General features: G+C 50.6%; 19 protein-coding genes and 3 pseudogenes. 4 read left to right on the top strand and 18 right to left on the bottom strand.

What is annotated here, in order from left to right:
- Positions 1-242 precede the first annotated feature (242 nt).
- Positions 243-1430: a glycosyltransferase gene (locus tag NFG58_RS08690; RefSeq protein ID WP_348827985.1), complete on the top strand. Its 1188-nt coding sequence runs from the start codon at positions 243-245 to the stop codon at positions 1428-1430.
- Positions 1414-2718 carry a PIG-L family deacetylase gene (locus tag NFG58_RS08685; RefSeq protein ID WP_348827984.1) on the top strand — a complete coding sequence of 435 codons (1305 nt, stop codon included), beginning with the start codon at positions 1414-1416 and terminating at the stop codon, positions 2716-2718. Before NFG58_RS08690 ends, NFG58_RS08685 begins: the two co-directional genes overlap by 17 nt.
- Positions 2719-2722: 4 nt before the next feature.
- On the opposite strand, the gene NFG58_RS08680 is transcribed toward NFG58_RS08685, so the two are convergent.
- The 18 genes and pseudogenes from NFG58_RS08680 to NFG58_RS08595 all read right to left on the bottom strand — a co-directional run bounded on the left by NFG58_RS08680 (position 2723) and on the right by NFG58_RS08595 (position 21666).
- Positions 2723-4084 carry an O-antigen ligase family protein gene (locus NFG58_RS08680; RefSeq protein WP_348827983.1) on the bottom strand — a complete coding sequence of 454 codons (1362 nt, stop codon included), beginning with the start codon at positions 4082-4084 and terminating at the stop codon, positions 2723-2725.
- A 21-nt stretch (positions 4085-4105) separates the two neighbouring features.
- Positions 4106-5380, bottom strand: a complete 1275-nt coding sequence (locus tag NFG58_RS08675; RefSeq protein ID WP_348827982.1) for a sugar transferase — start codon at positions 5378-5380, stop codon at positions 4106-4108.
- Positions 5381-5630: 250 nt separating this feature from the next.
- Positions 5631-6440: an IS3 family transposase gene (locus tag NFG58_RS08670; protein WP_348828124.1), complete on the bottom strand. Its 810-nt coding sequence runs from the start codon at positions 6438-6440 to the stop codon at positions 5631-5633.
- Between the two features lie 5 nt (positions 6441-6445).
- Positions 6446-6757 (bottom strand): DUF1153 domain-containing protein, encoded by a 312-nt coding sequence (locus NFG58_RS08665; protein ID WP_348827981.1) that lies wholly within the window; start codon positions 6755-6757, stop codon positions 6446-6448.
- A gap of 54 nt (positions 6758-6811) precedes the next feature.
- Positions 6812-7135, bottom strand: a pseudogene (locus NFG58_RS08660) (ATP-binding protein); the annotation flags it as partial.
- Positions 7132-8313: an IS21 family transposase gene (istA, locus tag NFG58_RS08655; RefSeq protein ID WP_348827980.1), complete on the bottom strand. Its 1182-nt coding sequence runs from the start codon at positions 8311-8313 to the stop codon at positions 7132-7134. The gene istA and the pseudogene NFG58_RS08660, both read right to left, overlap by 4 nt.
- A gap of 201 nt (positions 8314-8514) precedes the next feature.
- A pseudogene (locus NFG58_RS08650) lies at positions 8515-8764 on the bottom strand (transposase); the annotation flags it as partial.
- A 291-nt stretch (positions 8765-9055) separates the two neighbouring features.
- Positions 9056-9874, bottom strand: a complete 819-nt coding sequence (locus NFG58_RS08645; RefSeq protein ID WP_348828123.1) for a glycosyltransferase — start codon at positions 9872-9874, stop codon at positions 9056-9058.
- A gap of 14 nt (positions 9875-9888) precedes the next feature.
- A complete protein-coding gene (locus NFG58_RS08640; protein WP_348827979.1) occupies positions 9889-11151 on the bottom strand; it encodes a hypothetical protein in 1263 nt (420 codons plus the stop codon).
- The gene (locus NFG58_RS08635) at positions 11151-12254 is read right to left on the bottom strand and encodes a glycosyltransferase (protein WP_348827978.1); all 1104 of its coding nucleotides are present in this window, start codon (positions 12252-12254) and stop codon (positions 11151-11153) included. Before NFG58_RS08635 ends, NFG58_RS08640 begins: the two co-directional genes overlap by 1 nt.
- On the bottom strand, positions 12247-13581 hold the full coding sequence (locus NFG58_RS08630) for an O-antigen polymerase (protein WP_348827976.1): 1335 nt from the start codon (positions 13579-13581) through the stop codon (positions 12247-12249). Before NFG58_RS08630 ends, NFG58_RS08635 begins: the two co-directional genes overlap by 8 nt.
- Positions 13565-14680 (bottom strand): glycosyltransferase, encoded by a 1116-nt coding sequence (locus tag NFG58_RS08625; RefSeq protein ID WP_348827975.1) that lies wholly within the window; start codon positions 14678-14680, stop codon positions 13565-13567. The genes NFG58_RS08630 and NFG58_RS08625 overlap by 17 nt, the downstream gene beginning before the upstream one ends.
- Positions 14677-16140 (bottom strand): asparagine synthase-related protein, encoded by a 1464-nt coding sequence (locus NFG58_RS08620; protein WP_348827974.1) that lies wholly within the window; start codon positions 16138-16140, stop codon positions 14677-14679. Before NFG58_RS08620 ends, NFG58_RS08625 begins: the two co-directional genes overlap by 4 nt.
- 10 nt (positions 16141-16150) lie before the next feature.
- A complete protein-coding gene (locus NFG58_RS08615) occupies positions 16151-17164 on the bottom strand; it encodes a hypothetical protein (protein WP_348827973.1) in 1014 nt (337 codons plus the stop codon).
- The gene (locus tag NFG58_RS08610) at positions 17161-18489 is read right to left on the bottom strand and encodes an oligosaccharide flippase family protein (protein ID WP_348827972.1); all 1329 of its coding nucleotides are present in this window, start codon (positions 18487-18489) and stop codon (positions 17161-17163) included. Before NFG58_RS08610 ends, NFG58_RS08615 begins: the two co-directional genes overlap by 4 nt.
- A 168-nt stretch (positions 18490-18657) precedes the next feature.
- A pseudogene (locus NFG58_RS08605) lies at positions 18658-19689 on the bottom strand (IS30 family transposase).
- A gap of 69 nt (positions 19690-19758) precedes the next feature.
- Positions 19759-21141, bottom strand: a complete 1383-nt coding sequence (locus NFG58_RS08600; protein ID WP_348827970.1) for an MBL fold metallo-hydrolase — start codon at positions 21139-21141, stop codon at positions 19759-19761.
- 96 nt (positions 21142-21237) lie between these two features.
- Positions 21238-21666 (bottom strand): prepilin-type N-terminal cleavage/methylation domain-containing protein, encoded by a 429-nt coding sequence (locus NFG58_RS08595; RefSeq protein WP_348827969.1) that lies wholly within the window; start codon positions 21664-21666, stop codon positions 21238-21240.
- A gap of 377 nt (positions 21667-22043) precedes the next feature.
- Between NFG58_RS08595 and pilB the strand changes: the two genes are divergently transcribed.
- Both pilB and NFG58_RS08585 read left to right on the top strand, forming a co-directional pair.
- Positions 22044-23849, top strand: coding sequence for a type IV-A pilus assembly ATPase PilB (pilB, locus tag NFG58_RS08590; protein WP_348827968.1), 1806 nt, complete (start codon positions 22044-22046; stop codon positions 23847-23849).
- 350 nt (positions 23850-24199) lie between these two features.
- Positions 24200-25339 (top strand): type II secretion system F family protein, encoded by a 1140-nt coding sequence (locus NFG58_RS08585; protein ID WP_348827967.1) that lies wholly within the window; start codon positions 24200-24202, stop codon positions 25337-25339.
- Positions 25340-25467: the final 128 nt, after the last annotated feature.

Genomic DNA, 25467 nt, shown 5'->3' with positions numbered 1-25467 from the left:
CTTGTGTCCTGCGATCGCAAAAGTGAACAATGAGACCACATAATGCTATGCAGGTTCGAGCCACCCCCTCTCGAAACATCAACGGCGATGCTTCCTCTCCACCTCTACCCTTTACTCCATGGGCGCCCGCTCTCCACTGGGCCGACTATGCTGGATCATAAACTGCGCTATTTCGGCCATTCGCACCGACCAATCACCTGCTAAACTAACGAAAAATCAAAGAAAAAGCTGGGACCGGGAGCATGAAGGACAAAAAGCGCGTATTGCTCGTGCTAAGAAGAATGGGCATGGGCGGGATAGAGCAGGCCACAAGAACCCTTGCAAAGGCGCTGCAAAGCGCCGGCCACGAGGCCCATCTGCTGGTCCTCAAGGGGGAAGTCTCGTCAGCCGATAGAGAAACCTGCCGGCTCCACCAATACGACGTAGACCGCGAGAGTCGCCAGGGCCTAGGTCGCTTCATTCATCTTGCCGACAAGGCGCTGTTGTCTCCCCTTATCAAGCAGTCAGGGTTCGTCTGGCGCGGCAGGCGCTGCTCAAATGCCTTCAAACACTATGTGGCAGCACTGGAAGCTCAACATGGTCGTTTCGATCTGATCCTCATTCGAGGCCAAGGCGCCTTCGAAAACCTCTGGGCGTTCGATGACGAACGCACCTGGCGCGTCGTCGAAGCCGTGACAGGGCGATTTCCGAATACCGCAAAAGGCCGCTGGCTAACGAGAACCATGTACCAGGGCAAGCAGCTACTTCACGTCTCCAGAGGCGTGCAACAGGAAGTCGGCGACTATCTGGATCGCCAAGGGGTAAAAGTCAGCAGGAGTGAACTTCTCTACAACGCGGTACCGATCGAAGCCATACGTCGCAAGGCAACAGAGACGGCAGAACCGGCCATCCCCCGCCCCTACCTTGTACATGTTGCACGACTGGTTCCAGTGAAGAACCAGCAACGGCTGCTCAAGGCCTACCACCTGGCGGTGAATCAAGGCCTCGACCACGATCTGGTGATCATTGGCGATGGCTCCGAACGTCGCCACCTGGAAGAAATGACGCTGGATATCGGTCTTGCCGCTCGGGTCCACTTTCTGGGCCAACGAGACAACCCCTACCCCTGGATGAAACACGCAACCGCCCTGGTGCTCAGCTCCGACTTCGAAGGGCTCGGTATCGTCTTGATCGAAGCCCTGGCCCTCGGCACCCAGTGCGTCGCCTGCAAAGTGCCAGGCGGCATCAGAGAGGTATTGACGGGCCCACAGGCTAGACTGCTGGCCGAGCCCAGCGATGCTGGCCTTGCTGAAAAGCTTCTGGAAGCCGTTCAAGACCCTGTCATCGTCGATGATAAGATGATCAAAGCATTTGAACCGCAAGGCGTTATCGCGCAACTTATGGCACTGACAGAAGCCCCTTCGGAACGCCTTTATGCCCATCCAGCGTGACCACCACTTGCCGCTTGCCCCCGACTGGGAATGCAAGGCCAACATCGACCACAATGGCATCATTCAGTTGGCTGACCCCGCCATCGCTGCACTGAGCGCGGGCGACGTTCGACCCAACACCTGGATGCTGGAGGTACGCTACCGGGCAACGTCTCGCTGGAAGTTGCCTGCAGTCACAATCATCGACCGAAGCAACAGCCAACCTACGGAACGCTTTACCCAGTACTTCGAGCCCAATGAGACCGGCAAGCGCTTGATCAACCTCACAGGCATAGAGTCACTCGACCAACTCCAGCTAACGCTGAAACATCTGACGCTTGAGGCGGACGCCACCCTAATCGGCTTTCGCAATCCGGACCTGGCGAACGGACCAATCCTTATCATCGCGCCCCACCCTGATGACGCCGAACTCGCTGCCTTCGGTGTCTACAGCCAGCACCCCAAGAACACCTGGATCGTCACCATCACCGCGGGCGAGCGCCTTAAACGCCTCGACAAGCAATATTGGCCAGGGCTCGATGATTCACTCGAGGAGGCTTCACAGCGAAAGGGCTTTATTCGCGCCTGGAATAGCGCCACCACCCCGCTGCTCGCCGGTGTGCCGGCAGAGCAACTCATCATGCTAGGCTACTTCAACGACACCCTTGCAGCGCTGCATGAAACGCCAAACACCCTCGTACCCTCACACTCGGCACCGACGCTCACACCAGACGCCTATCGCCGGTGGAACAAACTTTCTCTCCCCACCGACGGGCAAGCGCAAAATACCGGGGAAAATCTCCAGAGCGACCTCGCAGCGCTACTGAACAAAATCAAACCAACAACCATCATCACGCCCCATCCAGACATCGACCCTCACGCCGACCATATCGCCAGCACCCGCCACCTGCAGGCAGCCATCGAGCAAAGCGAACACGCACCGGACCACCTCCTGCTCTACGCCAACCATTTGAAGAGCACCCGCGGATTCCCGAGGGGACCCGCCCACGCCGCTGCGGGAGTGTGGCCAACCCAAATCAACGCACCAACACCTCGAGACGACAAGATCGCCAGCTTTCCGCTTAGCTTGGAAGCTCAGAAACAAAAAACCCTGGCGCTGCACTCCATGCACGATCTTGGAGGCACGCCAGGGCTTGAGCGACAACTGAAACGAAAGCTTAAGAGGTTACTGAGCGGAACCCCCTCTGCAGACTGGAGTGAATACAGCGGTCACGATTACTTCCAAACCCATATCAAGGCACATGAAAATTTCGTGCTACAGCACATTGAACAGAGCAAAAAGTCCTGAGCCTCTATGAGGCAGTCAGCTTCTTTCGACATGAGAAAACCGAATTACCGGTTTCCAACTGCCAGCGCCAGATAAAGGTGACCACCACACCCATCACGACATTTTGGATGTAGGACCCTGTCCAGAAGAAGCTATAGGATTCAAATAGGCTAACAATAAAATAGTAGACAAAAAATGCCCAGCCAAACGCAAAAACCTCCGTCGGCATAACGCCTGCTCGCCAGGCCTTCCAGCTTCCTAACCCAGTCCATATAACAAGAACAATAATGACTGACAACCCCAGCAGGCCGTAGCTCACGACGAAGTCCAGTAGCGTGTTGTGGAGATGTCCATACTCGTTCTTCACCGCCTGAGGAAGCCAATCCGTATGGTCGATCACCAAGCCTCGGCCCTCACCTCCCCATCCGACGATTGGACGTTCCGCAAACCACTCGAGGCCAGCCCGCCACGTGTGGAGCCGGTTACCAATACTACTGTAAGGCACTTCTTCCCAGTTGCCTTGCCAAGCATTCGCCATAACCGAGTTTTCGGCCGAAAGACGTCTTTCGAGAGTATCGTTGAAGACAGCACCTGCAGTTGCAAGTAAAGAGATAATACACACAAGTGCAACGATTCCTTGCCTTTTTATACTTCTAGAGACAGCCCCCTTGAATATGACTATCAAAAATATAAGAATCGCGAGAAACGTGGTTACCGTCAGCGAAAGCCACACTGCACGAGTCTGAGTCACGAATACACCCAGCAGGCAAACTGCGAATGAAATGACCCAAAAAGGAACCATCAACACTGATAAACGGCCAAGTGAAAAGCAACGCTTAGAAAAGCACAACAAACCAATAACAGCCACGCCAAAAAACATGGCGGCATGCTGGGCATTTCTTATATCAAGGTCAATTCTCTTCCCCTGGATGCCTCGCAACCACTGTTCAATCGAACCTTCAAAAAGAAAGCAAGTTGCAATAAATCCTATGAGTGAGAGCAGCAACATTGTCCACACATGCTTACGCATACCACCAAGCCAGAATGCGACACCTACGAACAAAAACCACTTACCAAGTCGATCCAGCTCGGGGTTGTCTGGTAACCAGTCCGGATGGTGATAGTACCCTGCCCCCCAGCTTAACAGTTGTGCAATCAGGACTCCTAGCAGACACCAGAAAACCATACTGCTTCGAAGCGTCTTTCCTTTCCATAGAATCAGGACCAATGCAAGCAAGGCTATTACGGTTCCTGCCTTCTGGCCAACATCAGGAAGCCATATACGTAGCCCCCCATAGATGAACGTCAGTCCAAGACAAAAAATATACATCCATTTCGGTGTAGAGGTGGAAGAGAAAGCAACAGCACAATCTTTTTCTTGAAACATTTCTTATCGACCAAATTAATTTTATCTTGCGCCGTCACCGGTAAACACAGTCTTCACGGTCTTGAACAAAACAAGAACATCCAACCAAAGAGAGAAATGCTTTATATAATAAAAGTCATATTGAAGTTTTTCAATCATACCTTCAACTTCTGCAGCATAACCCTGCTCGACTTGGGCCCACCCTGAAATACCGGGACGAACAACGTGCCGATACCTAAAAAAAGGTACATCTTTTTCGTACCATTCTGAGAGCTCCATCGACTCTGGCCGAGGGCCAATAAAACTCATCTCGCCTTTAATGACATTAAAAAGTTGGGGAAGTTCGTCTATCCTATACTTTCTAATGACTTTCCCCACTCGCGTTATGCGGGGATCGTCTTCCCCGTCAGTGAATCCCTTCCCCACTTTGCCAACATACATACTACGAAACTTATAAACCTCGAAGGCCTCCCCTCTATAACCCATCCTTTTCTGCCGAAAAATGGCAGGTCCTTCACTTTCTTTTCGGATCAATACAGCCGTGAACAGCATTATAGGAATACAGGGAGGAAGTAGCAATAAAGCTCCAAGCAAATCAATGACACGCTTCACACTTGAATAAATGGCAGAAGGCATCAAAGAACCAAATTCATTTTCGGATAGATGATCGACCCTTACCTTTCCAGTCATTGACTCCTGAATTTGCCTTACATGATATACAGGAATTCTGCATAGTGTGCACTCAGCCAAGAATCTTTCCCACTTCGCACCCAAGTTATCGCTTCTTAAATCCGCGACTATCGCATCGTAACGCACCCCATCTGGCTCTGGTGAAATTAGGCGTCTCAATTCTATCCTTGAGTGCGACTCCATGTCCAAAGCATTGCCGACGGGGACGACTCCAATCTTTAATTGTCGATAGCGTCGACCTATAAAGTAACCTGAAAAAAACCAGACAAGACACGCCAAGTATCCCATAAAAAGAACTTGCCGAGTATAAGCCTCCCTCGTGAAAAGAAAAATAGCAACAATTACAAGAAATGCCAAACTTACTGTCGGAGCAACATAAGCAGCCACACGTACGCCAGGAAATCTCGTGAACCTACGCAAGAAAAATGTAATTATCACGAAAGCCAAAGCTATCGCACACATGGTATTAATACGGTTGTCGCTAGGATTGTCCCAAAATCCCCACCCCCACCTTTCCAAAGAAGGAAAAATTACCACAAAAGGCAACCCAAATAAAATTTGAAAAGGCACACCCAATAGAAACTTCTCATACCATCTTGAATGGCGACGCTCATAGGTATAACTCACAAATTCACCCTACCAATACGCAGTTTTTTAAAAAAATAAATTTAGAATATTCATCTATAGACCAAGAGTATTTAATCCGCACACATGATCATTCACCATGAATATCAAGGGCAATGTCAACCGATTGCTTAACCCCGCCCCCCCCCCGACAGACCCGGACGTGCGCGCTTTACGCGTCCGTGTAATGCCCTTGAGGTTTTACGCGGCTAATCTCGGGCATGCTGTAATGCCCCCCTGGTTTCTGCACACCTCATCCAGTTAATGCGAGGTGTGCTCGGGGTGCCACATAGCCCAGAGGCTGATGTGGTCGCTCTTCGTTGTAGTACCGGATCCAGCGCTCGATCACGATTCTGGCTTGGCCCAGCGACTCGAAGCGATGCTGCCAGATGCACTCCTCCTTCAAGGATCGGAAGAAGCGCTCCACGAGTCCGTTCTGTTCCGGTGTATACGGCGTCGTGAACTCCTGGGTGAGACCATAGGCCTTCACCGTGCCCGTGTAGTGCCGGCTGCTGAAGACCAGGCCGTTGTCGGAGCGTAGTGCCAGCGGTTGCTGAACGCGCCCCAGCGCTCCCAGTCGATAGATCAGCGCCTCCTCCAGAGCGGCCTCAGCGGTCTTGCTGCTGCCATTGTCCGATAGTCGCCAGCCGAGGATCTCTCTTGTGCAGCAGTCGATGATCACCGCCAGGCTGGCTCGCCGATCCTTTCCACACCACACGTGCGTGAGATCCGTCGCCCAGCGTTCATCAGGCCGTGACGTGACTGACGGCAAGCTCCTGACACGCGGTCGGAAGCCTTGTGGCCGCTTGCGTACCTGCCAGCCTTTCATTTGCAGGATGCGCTGGATCGGCTTGCGGTTCTCTCCTAAGACGCACGCCAGGCGGCGATAGCCATAGGTGGGGAACCTCTCCAGGGCCAGTTTCACCCGCACCGCCAAGTCGGCATTGATGGCACGCTTCCGCGATTTGGGCCGGTAATACAGGCTGCGCCGGGGGAATCCCAGCCAACGGCAGAGCTTGACGAGCGATACCACATGGCCTTCCTCGGCCAGTTGCGCCTGCAGCGACCTTACGAGTTCTCGTCCTCGTCGAGCAGGCGCTTGAATTTTTTTAGCGCATAGATCTGCAGATGGGCCTCACCCAATGCCTCCTTGGTCTCCCGGAGCTCGGACTCATACTGCTCACGGATGTCCTTGGGGCGGGCCTTGAACCAGTTTTCCATGCTGCGCTGGGCCTCATCGACCCAGCCCTCGATCTCAGAGACAGTGAGATCGTACTGGCGAGCCACTTCAGCCGTCGTGGTCTTGCCCTTGAAGATGTCCATGACCACGGCGGCCTTGCGCTTCGCGGTCCATCGTTTGATGGAGTTGTCGTCGCTCATCCTGTCCTCCTGATGACTGCACTATACCCTGTGCAGCTATGGAGGGGGTCACTTCACGCCGGGCGGCCCGAGCAGCACCACGTTTTCGCTACGTTCGACAAAGCCCAGGCCGGCCAGGTCGCGCACGATCTTGTGGTCAATGCTGGGCTGAAAGCTGAAGTCAAACTGCTCCAGGGTCTTGATCCACGGGAGCCGAGCCTGCTTCAGCCGAGACTCCAGACCCTTCTGGTGGCGCCCGCCCCACTCCTGGGCGACTGCTTGCTCAAGGAACTCGCGATAATTCAGGTCCTGCTTGCTGGCGTGCTCGCAGAGGCTATCAAGCGAGGCCTGGAGGTGATCCATCTTCAGACGATGGAGTAGCTGATCGAGCATCATCACAGCACCTCCTCGTAGACCCGCAGGTCACGCTGCTGCACCGACAGGGTCTGCTGCCATAAAGCCGCATGATGCTCCGGCACCGTGCGCCATCCGGCCTGTGGCGCTTGCAGGCGGTGTTGGGCGATGGCATCACCCGCCGGCGAGTAGACGGTCAATTCATCGTCGAGGCTCAGTCGGATGACCACGGCTTGGCCACAGTAGGTCTCCGGGACGCTGTAGCGGTTGCCACGGACCTCAATGTAGCCGTCCCAGCCGACCTGGCGCAGGTCGTGGTAACGGGTATCGAAGTCTGTTGCCGGCAGCGCCTGGAGAGCCGCCACCTCGGCAGCAAAGCGTTCCGCTGGGGTTTGTCGGAACTGCCGTAGTGGCCGTTGATCGGCCACTCGCTCCAGCCATCGCTGGAGCAACTGGTTCAGATGGGAAAGGCTCTCGAACTGCCGGTAACGCTGGAAGAAGTGCTGCTTCACGTAGCCCACCATACGCTCGGTCTTGCCCTTGGTGCGCGGGCGCTGCGGCCGGCATGCCTTGGGCGCAAACCCATAGTGGTTGGCCAGTTGCAGGAACCCGGCATTAAAAATCACGCGGTGGTCTCGGTCGTGCTTCAGAACTGCCGCTTTCTGGTTATCGACGAGTACCGTCCGTGGTGCGCCGCCAAAGTGGCGGAAGGCCTGCAACAAAGCCTCGTAGGTGTGTTCGGCATCCTGGCTGGTGGCCGCCCAGGCATGGAAACGCCGCGAATAACCCAGCGCGTTGACTGCGAAACTGACCTTGCAACGCTGGCCGGCGATCACCGTCTCGATTTCGCCCCAGTCGTGCTGGAGCTGGAAGCCGGGAGAGGTCTCGAAGCGTACCGTCTGCTTGCTCGGTCGCAGCGCTCGCTTGGGTTGGATGTACATCCGAACGATAGTGACACCGCCGGTATAGCCCTGCTCGCAGATCAGCTGGAAGATCACCTCGGCGTTCCAGACGTTGTCAGCCAACAGCTGGTCGATGATCGGCTTGTAGGGATCCAGCTTGCTGGCTCGCGGTCTCACCGGTCGCCCACTGGGAGCCTCATCGCGGGCCAGGTGGCGCCGCACGGTGCGTTCACAACAGCCAATCTGGTGTGCAATGTCCACGAGGTGGGCGCCTCGCTGATGAAGTTGCCTTATCATGAGAAAGTCCTCTCGGCTTAGCATGGCCAGTTCTCTTGGAGGCTTCGTCACCAACAAGAGAAGGCCATGCGGGTCGGGGGGACAATCTATTTTGATGATCTACGGACTTATAGCTCCGGCGTCGACAGCTTCGCAGTCTAGCGTTTGACGGTAAGGTTCGTTGTCTAATTTATCCTCCTGACGGCGGCACTATAGCCTGCGCAGCTCTGGAGGGGGTCACTTCATTTTTACGATGTCGCGCTCCTCATCAGTGCGGCGCAGCCGGGGACGCAACATGAGAATCTCGCTCTTAGCCTCGAGCAGTTAATTGGCTTGCTGCTCGGCATTGTCTGGCTTCACTGCATTTCACCCACTTGTACAGACTGTGAGCCGACACTCAGAGCCGTTCGGCCACATAGGCGACGGGGTAGCCACTATCCAGCATCTGCCGAACCTCTTCGTCCTTAGCTTCAGGGGTATATCGCTGATTGCTCATGGCACTTCCTCTTATGCTAAAACCATAGGAGGAAGTTCCTAGAGGACCTGGGGAACTCCACTGACTTAACGGGGTGGCCACTATTCTTGGGCAACATCACTCCTCCGAATGGCTGCTCCGTAGCCTGTTCAGTGGGCGGGGACACTTCAGTCCATCATTTGAGGCGGTGAGTTCGTGCCCATCATCAGAGACCAGATGTGGTTGGAAACCTCATAACTTCCCGGCATCACTTATTTCTGTTGCTCAACCATGAGTGAGATTGGCGAAATTTAATTATCATACAAATACTAGTTAACCATGACTTGTAGGCAATGACCCTCGTCGTGCATAGCGATATGCAAGACGCTTTATAAAGCTAGGCGACAGTCTAAGCAATCCCTTTACCAAAAAGTTCCTAAGATAAAGCTTATTATTTAAAAAGCCGATCTCTTTCTGGAAAGAGAGCAGATCAGCTTCATATTTAAAATATGCCCAATTTCTACGTTTTAGCAACTCATCCCCAGTCCTCATCTTAAGCAGGACGTCAGGTACATTTGCTAAACTATAACCTCTTACTATCATTAGGCTCCACAAAGCGTAGTCCTGTGCCTTTCGTAAAGGAGGGTAACCACCGACACTCAAAACATGCGATTTTCTAAAGATAGATACCGGATGACTCAAAGGACTCCTCAGCTTAGAGAAATGCTTTAGCTCATCAGGAGCTGTGGGAAGATTTCGTTCTCCAGTTTTAATGCGAAGGTCCTCACACCACTCTTCCAAAGCAGCACTAGATGCGGAAATTTCCGGGTGACATTTCATAAAGTCAACTTGGATCTCAAACCTATTTGGTAAAGCAATATCGTCCGAATCCATCCGAGCCACGAGTTCATTACGGCAGTGTTTGATTCCCGCATTGAGAGCAGAACCTAACCCGAGATTTTCAGTTAGTTCTACAACTTTCAAAACGCTTCCTAACCTAACCTTCCACTTTTCCACAACATGTTCAAGATCGGGCGTCAACCAACCATCCTTGACTAATACCACCTGATCGGGTTTCAAACTCTGGTCATCATAAATACTATGTAGTGCTTGATCCAAGAAACTAGGACGCTCCTTGTGGTAAACAGACATCAGCACACTAAACATTAGGAGTCAACATCCATTACGTATAGCTGGCGTTTTCCATTAAATACCGAGTCGAAAAACACCTTTTTCCCATCAGGCGAAAACCTGGGGTGAAGGTCACAACGGCATTCCCCTCCAAATTCAAACCCATGATAAAACTCACCCAACTCTTTAACTTCCCCACTTCTCCAGTTACACAATAGCAAATGCTGCATACGAGCCTTATCCGGGTAAGTATCTGTAACAAGCCAGTCGCCAAAAACATGAGGATGGCCGTCTCCAAAACCTTGTAAAGCATAATTAGGGAGCGGAGAAAATTGTTGCGTACTAATATCGATCAACCAATAACCATCGACACCATCAGGGCCACGCATATACCCGATCACGGTGTCATTGTTGGCCCAGAAGCAATGACTTACCATTCCAAAATCGCTAAGTAAAGTCAACACTCCGGTAGTAGAATCGGCTAATAGCAAACGGTCAAAACGTACGCCGCCAAGTAAATAACGATGGATAAAAATAATATTTCTACCATTTTCAGATATCATCACATGATTGAATTTATGTACTGCATCGGAGAATTCTGACCGATAATTGAAACTGTAGGCTTGCGACAGCGAAATTAATAACTTTTCTTCTCCTGAGTTATAATCAACTTTCCATAAACCATCAGAGTTCAAGTTATTAATCGACTCATTATCCAGAGGGGGCAAGTTTCTATATCCGTAATCCGGACGTATTGCCATTAGACGGCGATAGTTCAACGATATGAAATATTCCGCTTTAAATGAGACTTGAACAGGAAAATCGAATACCTTTAGCTGTTTTTTTGTTAATATTGAAAAAACTCTTGAAACATAACTTTTCTTATCTATATCAAAGTCATTGAATATAAAACATTCACTATTTAACCATTGAGGGCGGCACCCCTGCTGCCAGTTATAAGATTTAACTTCCTTTTCAAAAAGAAGATTTTTTCCGCTATCTAAAACAAGGAGTTTTATTGGGTGTGTTGATGATGGTAATTTTCTAGTATCTTGGTCAGTAACCTGCACCAAGATCAAGCCATTCTCGTTAGCTGGAGACTTATCATAGTAACCGAAAAAACTACTCTGCGAATTTATACTACAGGGTGCTGGATAAGAAATAGATTGATTGGTATACTTTTTTCTCGAAAAAATAAAAACCAGACGTGAATATATATACTTAACCAAACTTTTGACTAAAGGAAAACGACTGAGCCAGCGGGCAAGATATCTTTCATATCCAGAGTATTTGCTCATTATCCCTCCATTATTTTTAGGTACAAATTTTGGTACTTAGAAGACATCGCCTCAGATGAAAAAACGTTTCTAGCTACATGCATTGCATTAACACTAACATCTGAAGCCATCTGAGAATATGGTTCATGGTTTTGTATAAATATCTTCATCATGGAGCATAAACTATCTACACCTGCTTCTAGAGAAAAAACTTTGCAAGCAATAGAGGATTCACAAACAATTTCTAGATGGGAATCAATGTCAGATAGAATCACAGGAAGGCCAACAGCCAAAGCCTCGAGGACTGTATTTGGTAATCCCTCAGAGAGAGAGGAAGACAAAAAACAGTCTGCGCCAGCTAAATAACTACTAACATCATCCACATTTCCTGGAAGAATGATATTGTCGCAGGCGATCGCTACCAACTCAGACTTCAATGGACCATCTCCCAAAATAACCAAACTACCTCGATTCTCTTTAGGTAGCTTTTTGAAAGCCTCAATCAATAGCTTCATATTTTTTCTTGGGATTAAACTACCAACAGAGATAAAAATAGGTCGAGGCAAATTATCTAGCAATGATGCTGTAGGCCCGTCTGTCCATTCGCACCTAACACCATTTTGTATGGCAACACTTCTTATCCCTTGACTATCCAACATTCTATGTAAAGTTTTTGAGCATGCGACCAAATTACTACATTCTTTCATGGCTGAAAAGTGCTTGTATGCCATCAACTTGCCTTTCCATGAGCCATACTTGCTTGGATAATCGTCGGAGGGAAAGTTACGTGAAGTGGCTACCCACGGGATATCCAATGACAGCGATGAAACAACACTATCTGCTCTAATCCCTTGGGTGTGTACAATATCAGGTTTTATTTTTTCAATACATTTTTTAATATTATACTTCGCTAAGATGAGTCCTTGGAGCCGAGACATTTTAAGGCTACTCAGGGTTACCCCCAACTCAGAAAAGTCGCCCCACCGACTATCTTCTGGTTCCGGTGAAAGTGTCAATATTTGAGGAGTAAAGGTACTTTTGTCGAGGTTAGATATAATGTTATATAGCTGGGATGTTGGCCCGCTTTTCCCAAGCGTACTTACAACATAAAGAATATTAAACACATCGTCTCCTTGAGATTTGACTGATAATGAATAAAAACAACAAAGAAATCAATATTGGGAATTCAGAAACGAATATTGACGCAGGATCTGAGTTGACAATGTATGCTGGAGTTTTGATTATCACATAAACTAACACTAATCGCAAAGCAGAGAAGCTAGCTGTATTATAAAGGTATGATTGGAACAATCTGACAACAGCTCCACATATTCCGGCTCCTAACAAAAGACCAATGTAATAAAATTCGAAAAAAAAGTAACTCAAAACACCCGCTGTAATCGTATACCTTCTTTCATCAACTATAAAACCGAAAAGCTCTGTATGTGCGTTGTTAATTGTGTAAAAGTGCTCTAGTCCTGTTAGATTTTTTGGTATTATATTAGGGATGGCCAATAATGCACCTTTCCCCATGAAAATATCGTCTATTGGTAAGTTGGTTATAACAGCCACAAACGAAGTATAGACGACTGAAAAAGAAACCATTACTCTTTGAAAAAAATCAAAAGCACTAAAGGTTATTTCGTTTTCTCTACCGGACAAATAGACAATAAAAGGCCTCATATAAGCAAGTATAAAAAAGGCTACTGATATGGAAAGCACTAAAAACAACAAATCCTTTCTTCTAATGGGACTAGCAACTAACCTATAAACGAAAAATACAAGCAAAAATGTTAAGAAATTTGCTCTTCCTGCATAAGCCCAGCCTACAATTGTACAGATTAACAGAGCAACCAAAAATAAAGAATAATTTAATATATTTCTTTTTCCAAACAACAAAGATGAAAATATAAAAAAACTGCCTACATATGAAAGTCGCATAAAATGTTTAAAAAATGTTAAAGCCCCCTCTCCTTGTATTACGCCACTTCTAATCGCTTGTGCGTCGAATAAAGCCGACCTAATTCCACCCACAGTTGTTGAATACAGTAAAAAAGACATACCACCAAAAAACAGAAGGATTATTCCTATAAAAGTACTGTTATCATTTAAAAAACGCTGAAACCTGTAAAAAGCCTCTCCTCTTTCCAAAAAAAGATATTTTGAAGATTTATACGAAAACATAAAACCTATAAGAAACAGAAAGGCTAAAATTAGTGCCCAAGCTTGCTGATTGCCACTAGCCGTCATTAATATATGACGCCAATTCGCATCACTTTCGTAAAATACCGATTTGTTAGCAATAATGAAAAAAGAAACTACAAAGTAGATGAAAACAAAAAAACCTACAAATGCAGTATAAAAATCAAGTCTAAACTTATTGTCCAATAAACAATAAAGAAAAATTACGAGCGACAATACAGTTAAAACACTGCTAATCGTTATAAGCATAATCAAAATTCATCAGTACACGCGCGTATTCATCGAGGATAGTGTTTCTTTCAAATGCCTCAGCAGTGGCTTTAATTTGACATTTCGGCATCGGCTCATCTATCACTATTTCAATCTTATTGCAAAAATCAGCTAAATCGAATTGCTTTACTAAAAAACCATTTACTCCGTTAATCACAATTTCCGACGGACCGCTTGGGCAATCGAACGCCACAACCGGTGTTCCTAGCGCAATGGATTCTACCAATATATTTGGAAAGCCTTCATAGAGAGAAGTCAATAAAGTAGCTTTCGCTCCGAGATAGTAGGAAAAAATATTTGACTGGTACCCATCAAAATCAACACGATCAACGACGCCCAAAGCACTGGCTTGATTTCTAAGTTCGCTTTCTAAGCTTCCCCTTCCAACTAACTTCAATCTCAAATTTGGGTATTTTTCCGCGACATTAGAGAAACATTCAATAGCATAATGAAAGGCCTTTTGGTGTTCCAGGCGACCAACACATAAGAGATAGTCACTTTTACAAGCCTGTTCATCCAAGGGACTATCCCCTATTGATTCTATCTCACTGCTAATAGGATTATGTATAACTTTAACTTTTTCATCGGGAAGGCATAAATAATCCAATAAATCCTCTTTCATGGCGTGGGATTGAGCTACTATTATATCTGATAATGAGTAGAAGCGCTTTGTTAAGTACTTAGATACGACACCATGCCACATGCCATTTTTATTTTGTTCTGCAATAGATAAATAAATTATATTCCTCGAAACCAAACGAAACTCTTTGAAAAGAAGCTTTCGAATAAGCACTAGCACCACTGATAGCTGTCTATTAAACGAAAGAACAGTCGCAGGTTTTCCTGTCGAAATATAACGCCACAAAGAAAAAAATGAATACCTAGCGTGCCCGATATTTAAATTAACAAGCCTCACTTTGCTTGAAAGTTCATTGGCTCGCACAGCTCCATTTAAACTAAGAACAACAAGATCAATATCATAACCTTGATTAGCTAGGCCATTAGCAAGTGTTACACACACTTTCTCAGCACCGCCACCACGCAACCCGCTAATCACGAACGTGATTTTATTACTCATCTCTTCAGCACTCCAAGTGTTGCATGGTAGAGTTGAGTATGGATAAATGCCTTCTTTTCTGCAAACCAGTCAGTACTACAACGCCTTGCTGGCGGTGAAATTCCTTGGATATTATATTTTTTCACAAAGAGAGAGAGAGAGGCTAACCAAGCCATTTTCTCGTCGAGTCGGTCCGCTTTTGACTTGGTTGAGCTAGGCCAGTGCCGTACCCACATGTCTAACGACCTCTCATTAAAAATACCTAAAGTTTTTAAAGCGCCACTACTAATCTCATCTATGACAAAGTCACGCAAATCAGTCCTTAGCCATTTTCCATAACAATTGTTCAATTTTTTAAGATCATCTTCAGGATTTGAACCATTTTCATTATATCTAACTCCGGTCCTCGCCCAAGGCAAATCAAGCAATTTATTCGAGAGAATTTGCAAAAGACATTCATAATTTCTATCCGTCCGACAAGAGGGGTGAAGTGACCACATAAATCCAAAAACATTCGGATCACTAAACATCTGGTAAACAGGAATACGGTCGTCTATTACTTCCATACACGAATTTAACTGTCTCCGCATATAGTGCAATTGCATTTCTATTTCACGATAAGACGCTTCAGATCTACCTGGATAGCGAGCACGATCATTTGCCAAATCTTCTAATATAGTTTTTTGTGCACTATGTTCAGCTGAACAAAGCATAAACGAAAAATGATTGACATTTTTACTAAGAATACTTGGAAGCGAGCGAACCTTTCTGCCAGAGTATTCACCACGTCCAATGCTATCCCCGTAACTACCAGCAAGTATACCATCAATCCCATCCGTTTGAGATACTGAACTCATAGCATGCAAATGGACTGGCGAATACTCAGCGCCTCTATCAGCTGCGATGTGGATATTCTTTTTCAACACACTTGCATTCACGGGAAAATGACGAAATTCCCAGTTAAAACTTTCTGCAATACGTTGAGAATAAACTACATCGCGTGATTCATCTATTCCCCACGTGAGTGCTACGACCTCACCAGTATAAAGACCATCGTCCTGTAAATTTTTAACCACTGCAGCAACTACACGACTATCCATACCGCCAGATAGTAAGATACCTATCTTTTTCTTCCCTTGTAAAAAAGATAGCGCTTCATCTCGTAGCCTTTCCTTGAGTTTAGTTGCGATTATATCTGGGGGACATCGTACACTGCCATGCTTCGGTAACTCCGCATATTGCCATTTACCTTCCTCATTTTTTCGCGATAACCATGGCGTTCGCTTCACACCTTGCACTAACGTTCGATCTGACAAAATATAGTTCTTCATCAAAACACCTAGAACTGCTGCCGGGTCAATAACCCCACCATCGATCAACGCGTTAGCAATATGACTATAACTCACCGCAGCGTCTCGTTTATCAACAAAATAAGAGCGCGCACCGAGATGGTCAAAATATTTGTGTCGCATTAAACTCATTCACTTTCTGTCAGATTAATTTTGAGAAATCTTCGGCCATGAAGTACTCAGGAAAAAAACTAGTAGGCACCCACTCTAATTCTCTTGTCCAATAGCCGGGACAAGGGATGTAGGCCTCTCGAGAATAGCTATAACTCACTTCCACGATTAAAGGCTTCTTGTCTTTGTATACAAAGTCATACGCTAAGCATTGAGCCCCAAGGCGCGCATTCACTTCAAAGGCAATTCGTATACACTCTATTGGTATTTCATTCTTATCATAAATAATGTTGCCACTACCTGATGCTCTGAAGTCACCTTTTCGAACCATTCGTTTAATGCCAAACGCACGGTCGCCAATGACGATGATTCGTATATCCGAATCATTACCTGGGATAAAATCTTGAAAGTACGCGTAATTTTTTTCTGTGGGAAACTTCTTTTCGGCTTCCTTAGGTAAAACAAGTCTAGCTAAACCTTTGCTAATGTTTAAAAAACTTGTCAGGGTGCGATCTCGCTTAAAGTGCCAAAGGCGTTCTTTGAGAAAGTTCAACCGATTTTTAACCTTGTAACCTCGACCAAAAATCTTATCTATGTGTTTTTTCGCATCACTATAATTTTTTATTATAAACACATTTTCGGCGCCAGCGCCTCCCCTTAGCTTAAAGACTTTCGGGTAACTAGCGGTCATCGCCCATTTAATCGCGATCGTCTTGTTATAAAATATGTGAGTAGGTACAACCGGCGCACCAATTGATTCAAACAGATACTTTTGTCCTACTTTATCATCAAAGTGCCAAACAGTTTTAGAATCAGGAAATACATACTTACCAGACGTTTCCAAAGCGTAAGTTAACTGACGAGCAAACAGCACTGCGCGATGGTCATGATGTGCCCAATGCCACATAAGACCATTGCACTCTTCAAGCTGCTCCATAATATTGCTGTCGCAACAGTCTACTAACTTATACGGAATACCTTTCGCTGAAAAATACTCGATCCATTTATCGCTAAAACTTCCAGCCCTCGCATGAATTCCTATCATCTTCCCCGCCTACTTTTTGCCATGACAAAAACAATTAGAAAAAAATTCAAAGCTAAGCCAGACAATGAAAAAATAGCCACCGCTGCAACGCCATCACCATATAAAACCAACCCAATAAAAAGCGAAATGGCTCGAACGAGAAGACTAACAACCTCATATATCAAGAAATGACTTAGCAACCCGAGTACAGGAATAGCCACGACACAGGGTCTATTAACAAAACCACCAAAAAGCCACAAAGATATCCAACTCGCATAGTTCCCAGCGGTAGACCACTCATTTCCAAAAACGAAAGAAAATAGAGTTGGGCCAAATAGGAAGACTGTCATAAAAGGAGCCAATCCCAAAGCAGCAAGCATTATAGTTGCCTTCACCATTAAGGCATATACATTTTCTCCTTCTTGATCAGCTTTTGTTATTCTCGGATAAAACACGTCCCCTACAGATTTACTCAACAATGTAATGGGCATAGTCATTACACTTTTGCTAAGCGTATAAAATCCTGCGGCGCTCGGCCCCAGAAAGCTTGCTAGCATTAACACGGGCAAGCTGTGCGACAAGGCATTAACAAATGCCTGGGGCGCACGAAACAAAGGAAAATCTTTGTATTTAAGTGCTATATCCTTTATGTCACTTGCTGTCATTTTTTCTTTTAAAAAATTACTTGTGAATTTTCTTTTTTTTGCACCAAGATAAAGTAATAGCGCATGAAGCGCATACCCCATAGTCGATATAACAATAAGAGCCCCTCCAAATGGGAGAAACCATCCGATACTAGCTTTCGCTGAATTTAGTGATAATGCTTGAATCAATGCGGCTTTAGCTGATATCTTAAATTCTCTCTGACGTATTACCCATTGCTGAAAAATCTGATAGAATGCTGAGAACAACATAGCTAACGGGATTAAATACACAAAATCATTAATACTTTGCAAATTTAGAAAATGAACTATTTCCTTACCACACACCAGAACCAATAGTGATAGAAAAGCTGCTGCCATAAAAGCTAAGGCAGCACTAATTCTTGCTAGGGCCATGGCGTCCTGATCGGACTTAGGTAGCACAATAGCAATAGGGTAAGTAAAAGCTGCAACAGGCGTCACTAAAGATAAAATAGAAACGAACGTACCTAATATTCCGAAAGCTTCAGGGCCATATAACCGTGTTATTAAAGGTGTAAAGGCTACCGTTATGGCTTGAGCACCCGCCGCTCCAGTCACTACCACAATCACATTGCGTATAATTTTTTTTCTCAGCAACTGCTTAAAATATTTTATCACAACTATCTTCTTCCATCCCGAAATGTCGTTTTCCAAAATTGGCATTTGCTAGCATTACTTATTAAATAACCACCTAGATGAAGTATATTAGCTTCGACGAACTCGCCAATCTTGGGCATTGGGCAGAGCAATCATTCGGGCTTTTGAGGCTCCTGAGCGCTTCATTCCCAGCCTACCGGTACTGGGCGGATGCAGCTTCTTAGTGCAACACCGTCAATGCGTTGATGCAGGAGCCTCATGGTACTGCGCTACCGGTTCGCTTATCATTTCAATGGGGTACTTAAAATCGAAGGGCTTTCGCGGGCGCATGTTCAGCTCAAGCGCGATTTCATCCAGTTCTTGCTGGCTATAGACAGAAAGGTCCGTTCCCTCGGACAGATATTGCCGGATGAGCCCATTGATATATTCGTTGGCACCTCTCTGCCACGGGCGATGCGGGTCACAGAAATAGATGGCAACACCGGTATTCTATGAACCTAGGAGTAATCTGCGCATGCTGCGTCATCTCGCGTCCCTGGTCATCCGTCATGCTCTTCCGTGCAGCCAATGGCATTCGGTTCAGCGCAGCGCTGCGCTAAAGCCTTTCACGGCAGCGGTGGCGGTTGCATCGTTTATCTTCGCCAGAATCAGGTAACCGCTTTGCAATTCGACGAGGGTACCGACAGCCGATGCATTGCCCTTGCCTTTGATCAGGTCGCCTTCCCAGTGCCCGGGGAATTCGCGTTTCTGCACCTCGTGAGGACAGAGGTGAATGCTGACCTTATCAGGGATCTGGTTGCGCCGATCGACTTGCCCTCGCCGCAGCTAGCGAGTCGTTTTTCCTTGCCGCAAGCAGTGGATCAGCTCTTTTCGTAGCTCACAGACGGGCAACACATAGATAGCGCTGTAGATCGTTTCACGGCAGACGTAGGCGTCTCGGAGATCAGGGATACTCATATGCTTGACCTTGCCGCTAATCTGCTCGGTGGACAAGCGCTGGCGCAGCATGTGCTGAATCAAGGCGAACCGAGGGCTTCCAGGAATCAACTTGCGCCCTGGCCGACAGACGGCTCGGAGATCCTGGCGGCGCTGTTGCGGGTGTGGCGCACGATATCGGCCATCAGCCGATCCATTGCGGCGTATCTGTCGACTGATCGTCGATGTAGACCGCTTTGGTAGAGCCGCTACCTGCCTGATGCTCAAGCCTTGTGCGAGGTTGACCTCGATCGTTGCACGTTCTTCGATGCAGAGTTCAGAATATGACATGGGTACAACACCTTACGGATTCGCTCAGGTGGTGCACTCAGAATTTGCGGCCAGGGGGATTCAGAATTTCTAGCTAAGCTCGACATTCGCAACAAGCGTTTTAAGAGCATCGGCTAACATACGCTGGCTTTTATAACTCCCGTGAACTAGTCGCACGTTATCGACTTTCTGACCAGACTGTGAAACAAATTCGATCAAGTTTTTCTCATCAGCGTGCGCTGAAAACCCCGAAATTCTCTTAACGTAGGCATTCAGCACTACGCTCTGTCCGTCGACAACGACTTCGCTTCCACGTTTCGCGCGCTGAATCTGCCTGCCAGGCGTGCCCTCTGCTTGATATCCAACAAACAACACGATGTGGCGAGGGTCGGGAAGGAGTCGCTTCAAGTAGTTGACCACCCTGCCCCCGGTGGCCATGCCGCTAGCGGCGATGACGATGGCCCAGGTGTTGGTGGTGGCGAGATGCTCGACCATGGCGAGATGGTCATCGTGGCTATCCACGGTGACGAGGCCGTCGAAGCTGAGGGGGTGGCGGCCCTGATCGAGTCGCTCCTTGGCTTCGCTGTCCCACCAGGGCTTTAGGTCTCGGTAGACTTCGGTGAAGCGGGCAGCCAGCGGTGAATCGACAATGATCAGGGGGCACTCGCCTTTCTCTTCTTCCTGTCGCTCGTGTAGAAGGGTCTCGATTTCGTAGAGCAGCTCTTGGGTACGGCCGATGCTGAAGGCTGGAATGACCACGCTACCGCCCTCGCGCTGTGCACGATAAATCATTTCCTTGAGCTGTGCGCGCCGCGTCCTGCGACCTTCATGCCTTCTATCGCCGTAGGTACTCTCAAGCACCAGCACGTCTGCCCGCTCCAGAGGTGTGGGATCCGGCAACAGCGGAGTGTCGGGCGGCCCAAGGTCCCCCGAGAAGACGTAGCGATTATCCAGAGTCGCGCGCTCGTCCTCAACATCAATTTCGACGTATGCTGAACCGAGTATATGCCCCGCGTTCTGTAGACGCACCTTGACCTTGTAACGTTCATCGTTCAGCAAGCTTTTCCAAGCGCCATAGGGACTTGGATCAAGATGCATCTCAACGGTATCAAGAAAGCGCTCGATTAGCCTGCGGTCACGGGTAAAGCCGATTTTAAGGGCATCCTCGATCACCAGCGGCAGCAACCGCGCACTCGGCGGGGTACAGATGATGGGGCCCTTGAACCCTGCTGCCATCAGGTAGGGCAGGCGACCGATATGGTCGATATGAACGTGGGTCACCACCAGGGCGATGACGTCGTCGATCGGAAATTCGATCTGGTGTCGCTCGAAGCTGGACTGGCCCTTGAGGTCCTCTCCCTGAAACAGCCCACAGTCGATCAGGATGGCGTGGTCAGGTGAAATCTGTAGCCGGTGGCAGCTACCGGTGACGCCATCGGCGCCACCGTGGTGGATAATGAACGGATATTCCAATGGAACCTGCTCCTTGCTGTCTGAATCCAGGTGGCAAGCCCCGACGCCCACTGCCGGGCGCTTGAGAACACGCGATTGGAGCTTCCCCGCCTGGTCTCAAGGACTATCGATATCAATCACCTTGGGCAGGACGAGGGTGGCGGCATTCTTTGCTACCGCGAATTGACTCGGGGATGGCCAGCCCAGGAGCGAACCTTCTTCCGTCGTGGTGGGAGCGGTATAGGCAATACTTGAATCCAGACATGCAGACCACGCGTACGCATTGGCCATGTCGGGCGAGGCTTCATCAAAGGTCCCATCAACCGCCAACGCCGTCCTGGCCGCCGCCAGCTCTTCCTTGCAGGCATTTACCGCGGCACGCTTCTGAAAATTGGTGTACTGCGGTATGGCGATGGCTGACAGCAGCCCGATGATCGCCACCACCACCAACAGCTCTATCAGGGTAAAGCCGCCCTGCCCTGCCGGCATCACGGTTCCGCTCTGCTCTGAATGACTGCTACTGGCGCTGCTTTTACTATCTTCCATGTCTGATGCTCCCTGTCGGCTTTTTTGCGCTTACCCGGTGGCGTTCTAACTGAACGGCGTTCGGCATGGTGAAAATGGCGCTGAGCCAGAACCATCAACCCCCATAACGCCGCCCTACCGGGTTCGGAGCATCTTACTTGGCGCTGCGGGCGCCTCTGAGGGCTATACGACCAAACCTTGACGCCGATTCGGGTTCGGATAACAAAACCGCCTGTGCGGCCTCTATGGGCGTTCTATCGCGGGGTAGACTGACGGCTAGATTCAGGATGTCGCCGACGGGAGCTATCGGGCCCATCGTGGGGCCCACTTTCAGGGAGGGTGCTGTGCCATTTGACCAGGGGTTCGGAAACGGCTTGCCGCAGGGGCCAAACAGTGGATTGGCCCAACGGCTGGTATCACAGGGGTTACTGAGTCCTCCGGCGGCGCTGCGGGCCGAGCGGGAGGCTCAGGACAGCCACAGCACGCTGTTGCGCTACCTGGTGGAGCATGAACTGGTCAGAGTAGGGCCGGCGACCCGAGCAGCGGCAGAAGAATACGATCTGCCATTTGTCGATCTACAGGAGCTGGAGCCGAGCGAACTGCCGGCGCTCTCTCACTTCCCCGAGGCCCTGTTGCGCGAGCATTCGGTGCTGCCGCTTAGCCTCGATGATCATCAATTGCACGTGGCGGTACCCTACCCTTCTACTCTTGCTCGCCTGGGTGAGCTTCAGTTCGTCACCGGGAAGAGCTTGAAGCCGGCGCTGGCGCCGCTGGATCAGATCCGAATGCTGCTCGACGCCTACCTAGGGGCCGATCGCCCCGATGACGGCGCCATCGCCGTCGCTCTGGGCGCGCTTGGTGCCTCAGGCGTGAACCGTGCGGGCGCCGACGAGCGGTCGGGGAAGATGGATCCGTCACGGCAATCGGATCTGGCTTCTGGCCAGGGCGTGGCTTTCGACACAGAACAGGACGCCGATCTGGACGAGGAGCTCCATGCCGGGCTGGGTTCCGGGCTCAGTTCCAGCCTGAACGACCAGGCCGATGACGCGCCGGTGGTGAAGTTCGTCAACACCATCCTGCGTGACGCGGTCAGAAAGCGTGCCTCGGACATCCACTTCGAGCCCTTCGAGGAGTCCTTTCGAGTGCGCTTTCGCATCGATGGCCTGCTCCACGAGGTGGCCCAGCCGCCGCTTAACCTTCGCGGGCGCATCGCCTCGCGCCTCAAGGTGATGGCGCGGATGGACATCTCGGAACGCCGCCTGCCCCAGGACGGCACCATCAAGGTCCAGCTCGACGATGGCGAGGACATCGACTTCAGGGTCAACTCGCTGCCTACCGTCTACGGCGAGAAGATCGTGCTCAGGCTGCTGGGCTCCAGGTCGGCACGCCTGGGTATCGAGCAGCTCGGCTTTTCACCGGACCAGCGACGGCTGTTCGAGACCGCCCTGGCAAGCCCCCAGGGAATGATTCTGGTCACCGGTCCCACCGGCAGCGGCAAGACGGTGACGCTGTACACCGGCATCCACCAGCTCAACGCCGTCGAGCGCAATATCTGTACCGCCGAGGATCCGGTGGAGATCAAGCTGTCCGGGATCAACCAGGTCAATGTGGCGCCACGCATTGGCCTCGACTTCGCCAATGCACTGCGTGCCTTTCTGCGCCAGGACCCGGACGTGGTGATGGTTGGCGAGGTACGCGACCGGGAAACCGCTGAGATCGCGATCAAGGCCGCCCAGACCGGCCACCTGGTGCTGTCCACGCTGCATACCAATTCTGCCGCCGACACCCTGTCGCGGCTTTCGAACATGGGCATCGAAGCCTTCAATATCGCCAGTGCGGTCAGCTTGATCGTTGCCCAACGCCTGGCCAGGCGCCTGTGCAGCCAGTGTCGCTCCCCAGTCACCCTGCCCAACGAGGTACTCATGCAACGGGGCCTGACCCAGGCTGAGGCCGATACCGCCCAGCTGTACGAGGCCGTGGGCTGTCGTCACTGCACCCAGGGCTACAAGGGGCGGGTCGGGCTGTTCGAGGTGGTGCCCGTGGACCAACGCATGCGCCGGCTGATTCTGGAAGGGGGCAGCGCCGATGACTTCGACGCCCTGGCCCGCGCCCAGGGCTATCCGAACCTTCGTCGCAGCGGCCTTGATCGGGTGCTCGAAGGCGTGACCAGCCTGGCCGAGGTCTGCCGCATCACCGCCGCATGAGACCGCCGCCCTTCCCTCCACCATTTGAGTCCACCGACACGTGCCCTTTCGTCATCGTTCGCCTTCGACGGCTCCGCCTGCCTCTTCGTCCCTGTCGTCGTCCTCGCCGGCCTCTCCTCCTGGGCCCCCCGGGCAGGTGGGTGGCTACACCCCTGATGCAACACAGGGGGAGCCAACCTCTTCTGCCTCAGGTGGATCGGGTTCCCACGCTGGCCACAGCCACCTTTCAGCCGGGTCAAGCGGGTCACGCGACCACCTGCGCAGTGCACGCCGTTCCGCCCCCCCCGCATCCGCGCCAGAGGTGCTGGCACTGGAAAGGCGAGGATCGCCAGGGCCAGCGGCGCAGCGGGGTGCTGCTGGCAACCGGCCGTCCCGAGGCCCAACGCCAGTTGCATCAGCTTGGTGTGATCCCGCGCAAGCTGCGCCAGGGCGGCACGCTTGCGCGCTTCGAGCGCCTGATATCACCCCGGGATCTCACCCTGTTCTCGCGCCAGCTGGCGACCCTGCTGACCGCCGGCGTGCCGTTGTTGCAGGCCTTTCACGTGCTGGGCGAAAGCCTTTCAAAGCCAGCCATGCGGCTAGTCGTTCAGGCACTGGGCATGGACGTCAGCGCCGGGGCCAGCATGGCCCAGGCACTGTCCCGCCACCCGCTCACCTTCGATGCGCTGTACGTCAATCTGGTCGCCGCCGGTGAGCAGTCGGGTACGCTGGACCGCATGCTCGAGCGTCTGGCCGGCCACCTGGAAAAGCGCGAGCGATTGAAGGCGCGGGTTCGCAAGGCGCTGTGGTATCCCTCCACGGTGGTGGCGGTGGGCATCGCGGTCAGCGCCATCCTGCTGATCAAGGTGGTACCCCAGTTCGAGCAGATGTTCGAGGGCGTCGGGGCAAGCCTCCCCCCGCTGACTCGGCTGACCATCGAGCTTTCTGAGTTCGCCCAGCAGTGGTGGCTGGTGCTGCTGGGAAGTGCAGGCGTGATGGCCGGCGTGGCGAGATGGTGGATCAAGCGCTCGGCCAGGGCGCGCTTCGCCGCTCACGGCCTGGCGCTCAGGCTACCGGTGGTAGGGACGATCCTGGAACAGGCCTCGGTCGCACGCTTCTGTCGCACCCTGGCCACCGCCTTCGCCGCAGGCGTGCCCTTGGTGGAAGCGCTGAAGACCGCCGCCGGGGCCTGCGGCAATGACGTCTACTGCCAGGCGGTGGCGGCAGTGCAGACCGAGGTCGCCAGTGGCCAGCGACTCCACCTGGCGATGCGGGCGACGAGGCGCTTCCCGCCACTGGCGCTGCAGATGGTGGCCATCGGCGAGGAAGCCGGCGCGCTGGACAGCATGCTGACGCGGGTGGCGGATCACTTCGAGCGCGAGGTGGACGATCGCGTCGACACCCTGACAAGCCTCCTGGAGCCGCTGATCATCGTGGTGCTGGGCGTGGTGGTGGGTGGCCTGGTGCTGGCGATGTATCTACCTATCTTCCAGTTGGGCAACGTCATCTGACCAAGCCCCGGACTGATGAATCCAGGCATGACGAATGCTGACTAAGGAGCCCTGACTTGACGAAACCTGAGCCGACGAGGACTTCGCTCAGTGACGCCTTTACTGACGTCTGTATTGGCTTGATCAGT

The sequence above is a fragment of the Halomonas sp. RT37 genome (genome assembly GCF_040070525.1).
Lineage (GTDB): Bacteria > Pseudomonadota > Gammaproteobacteria > Pseudomonadales > Halomonadaceae > Halomonas > Halomonas litopenaei.
Note: the sequence above shows the minus strand (reverse complement) of the source record. Positions and strands in the feature narration are given on the sequence as shown.

What these genes read in the sequence shown, in the direction of transcription:
- NFG58_RS08690 (WP_348827985.1), top strand. Translation starts at nt 243, where the DNA reads ATGAAGGACAAAAAGCGCGTATTGCTCGTGCTAAGAAGAATGGGCATG.
- NFG58_RS08685 (WP_348827984.1), top strand. Translation starts at nt 1,414, where the DNA reads ATGCCCATCCAGCGTGACCACCACTTGCCGCTTGCCCCCGACTGGGAA.
- NFG58_RS08680 (WP_348827983.1), bottom strand. Translation starts at nt 4,084, where the DNA reads ATGTTTCAAGAAAAAGATTGTGCTGTTGCTTTCTCTTCCACCTCTACA.
- NFG58_RS08665 (WP_348827981.1), bottom strand. Translation starts at nt 6,757, where the DNA reads ATGAGCGACGACAACTCCATCAAACGATGGACCGCGAAGCGCAAGGCC.
- istA (WP_348827980.1), bottom strand. Translation starts at nt 8,313, where the DNA reads ATGCTAAGCCGAGAGGACTTTCTCATGATAAGGCAACTTCATCAGCGA.
- NFG58_RS08645 (WP_348828123.1), bottom strand. Translation starts at nt 9,874, where the DNA reads ATGTCTGTTTACCACAAGGAGCGTCCTAGTTTCTTGGATCAAGCACTA.
- NFG58_RS08640 (WP_348827979.1), bottom strand. Translation starts at nt 11,151, where the DNA reads ATGAGCAAATACTCTGGATATGAAAGATATCTTGCCCGCTGGCTCAGT.
- NFG58_RS08630 (WP_348827976.1), bottom strand. Translation starts at nt 13,581, where the DNA reads ATGCTTATAACGATTAGCAGTGTTTTAACTGTATTGTCGCTCGTAATT.
- NFG58_RS08625 (WP_348827975.1), bottom strand. Translation starts at nt 14,680, where the DNA reads ATGAGTAATAAAATCACGTTCGTGATTAGCGGGTTGCGTGGTGGCGGT.
- NFG58_RS08620 (WP_348827974.1), bottom strand. Translation starts at nt 16,140, where the DNA reads ATGAGTTTAATGCGACACAAATATTTTGACCATCTCGGTGCGCGCTCT.
- NFG58_RS08615 (WP_348827973.1), bottom strand. Translation starts at nt 17,164, where the DNA reads ATGATAGGAATTCATGCGAGGGCTGGAAGTTTTAGCGATAAATGGATC.
- NFG58_RS08610 (WP_348827972.1), bottom strand. Translation starts at nt 18,489, where the DNA reads ATGCCAATTTTGGAAAACGACATTTCGGGATGGAAGAAGATAGTTGTG.
- NFG58_RS08595 (WP_348827969.1), bottom strand. Translation starts at nt 21,666, where the DNA reads ATGGAAGATAGTAAAAGCAGCGCCAGTAGCAGTCATTCAGAGCAGAGC.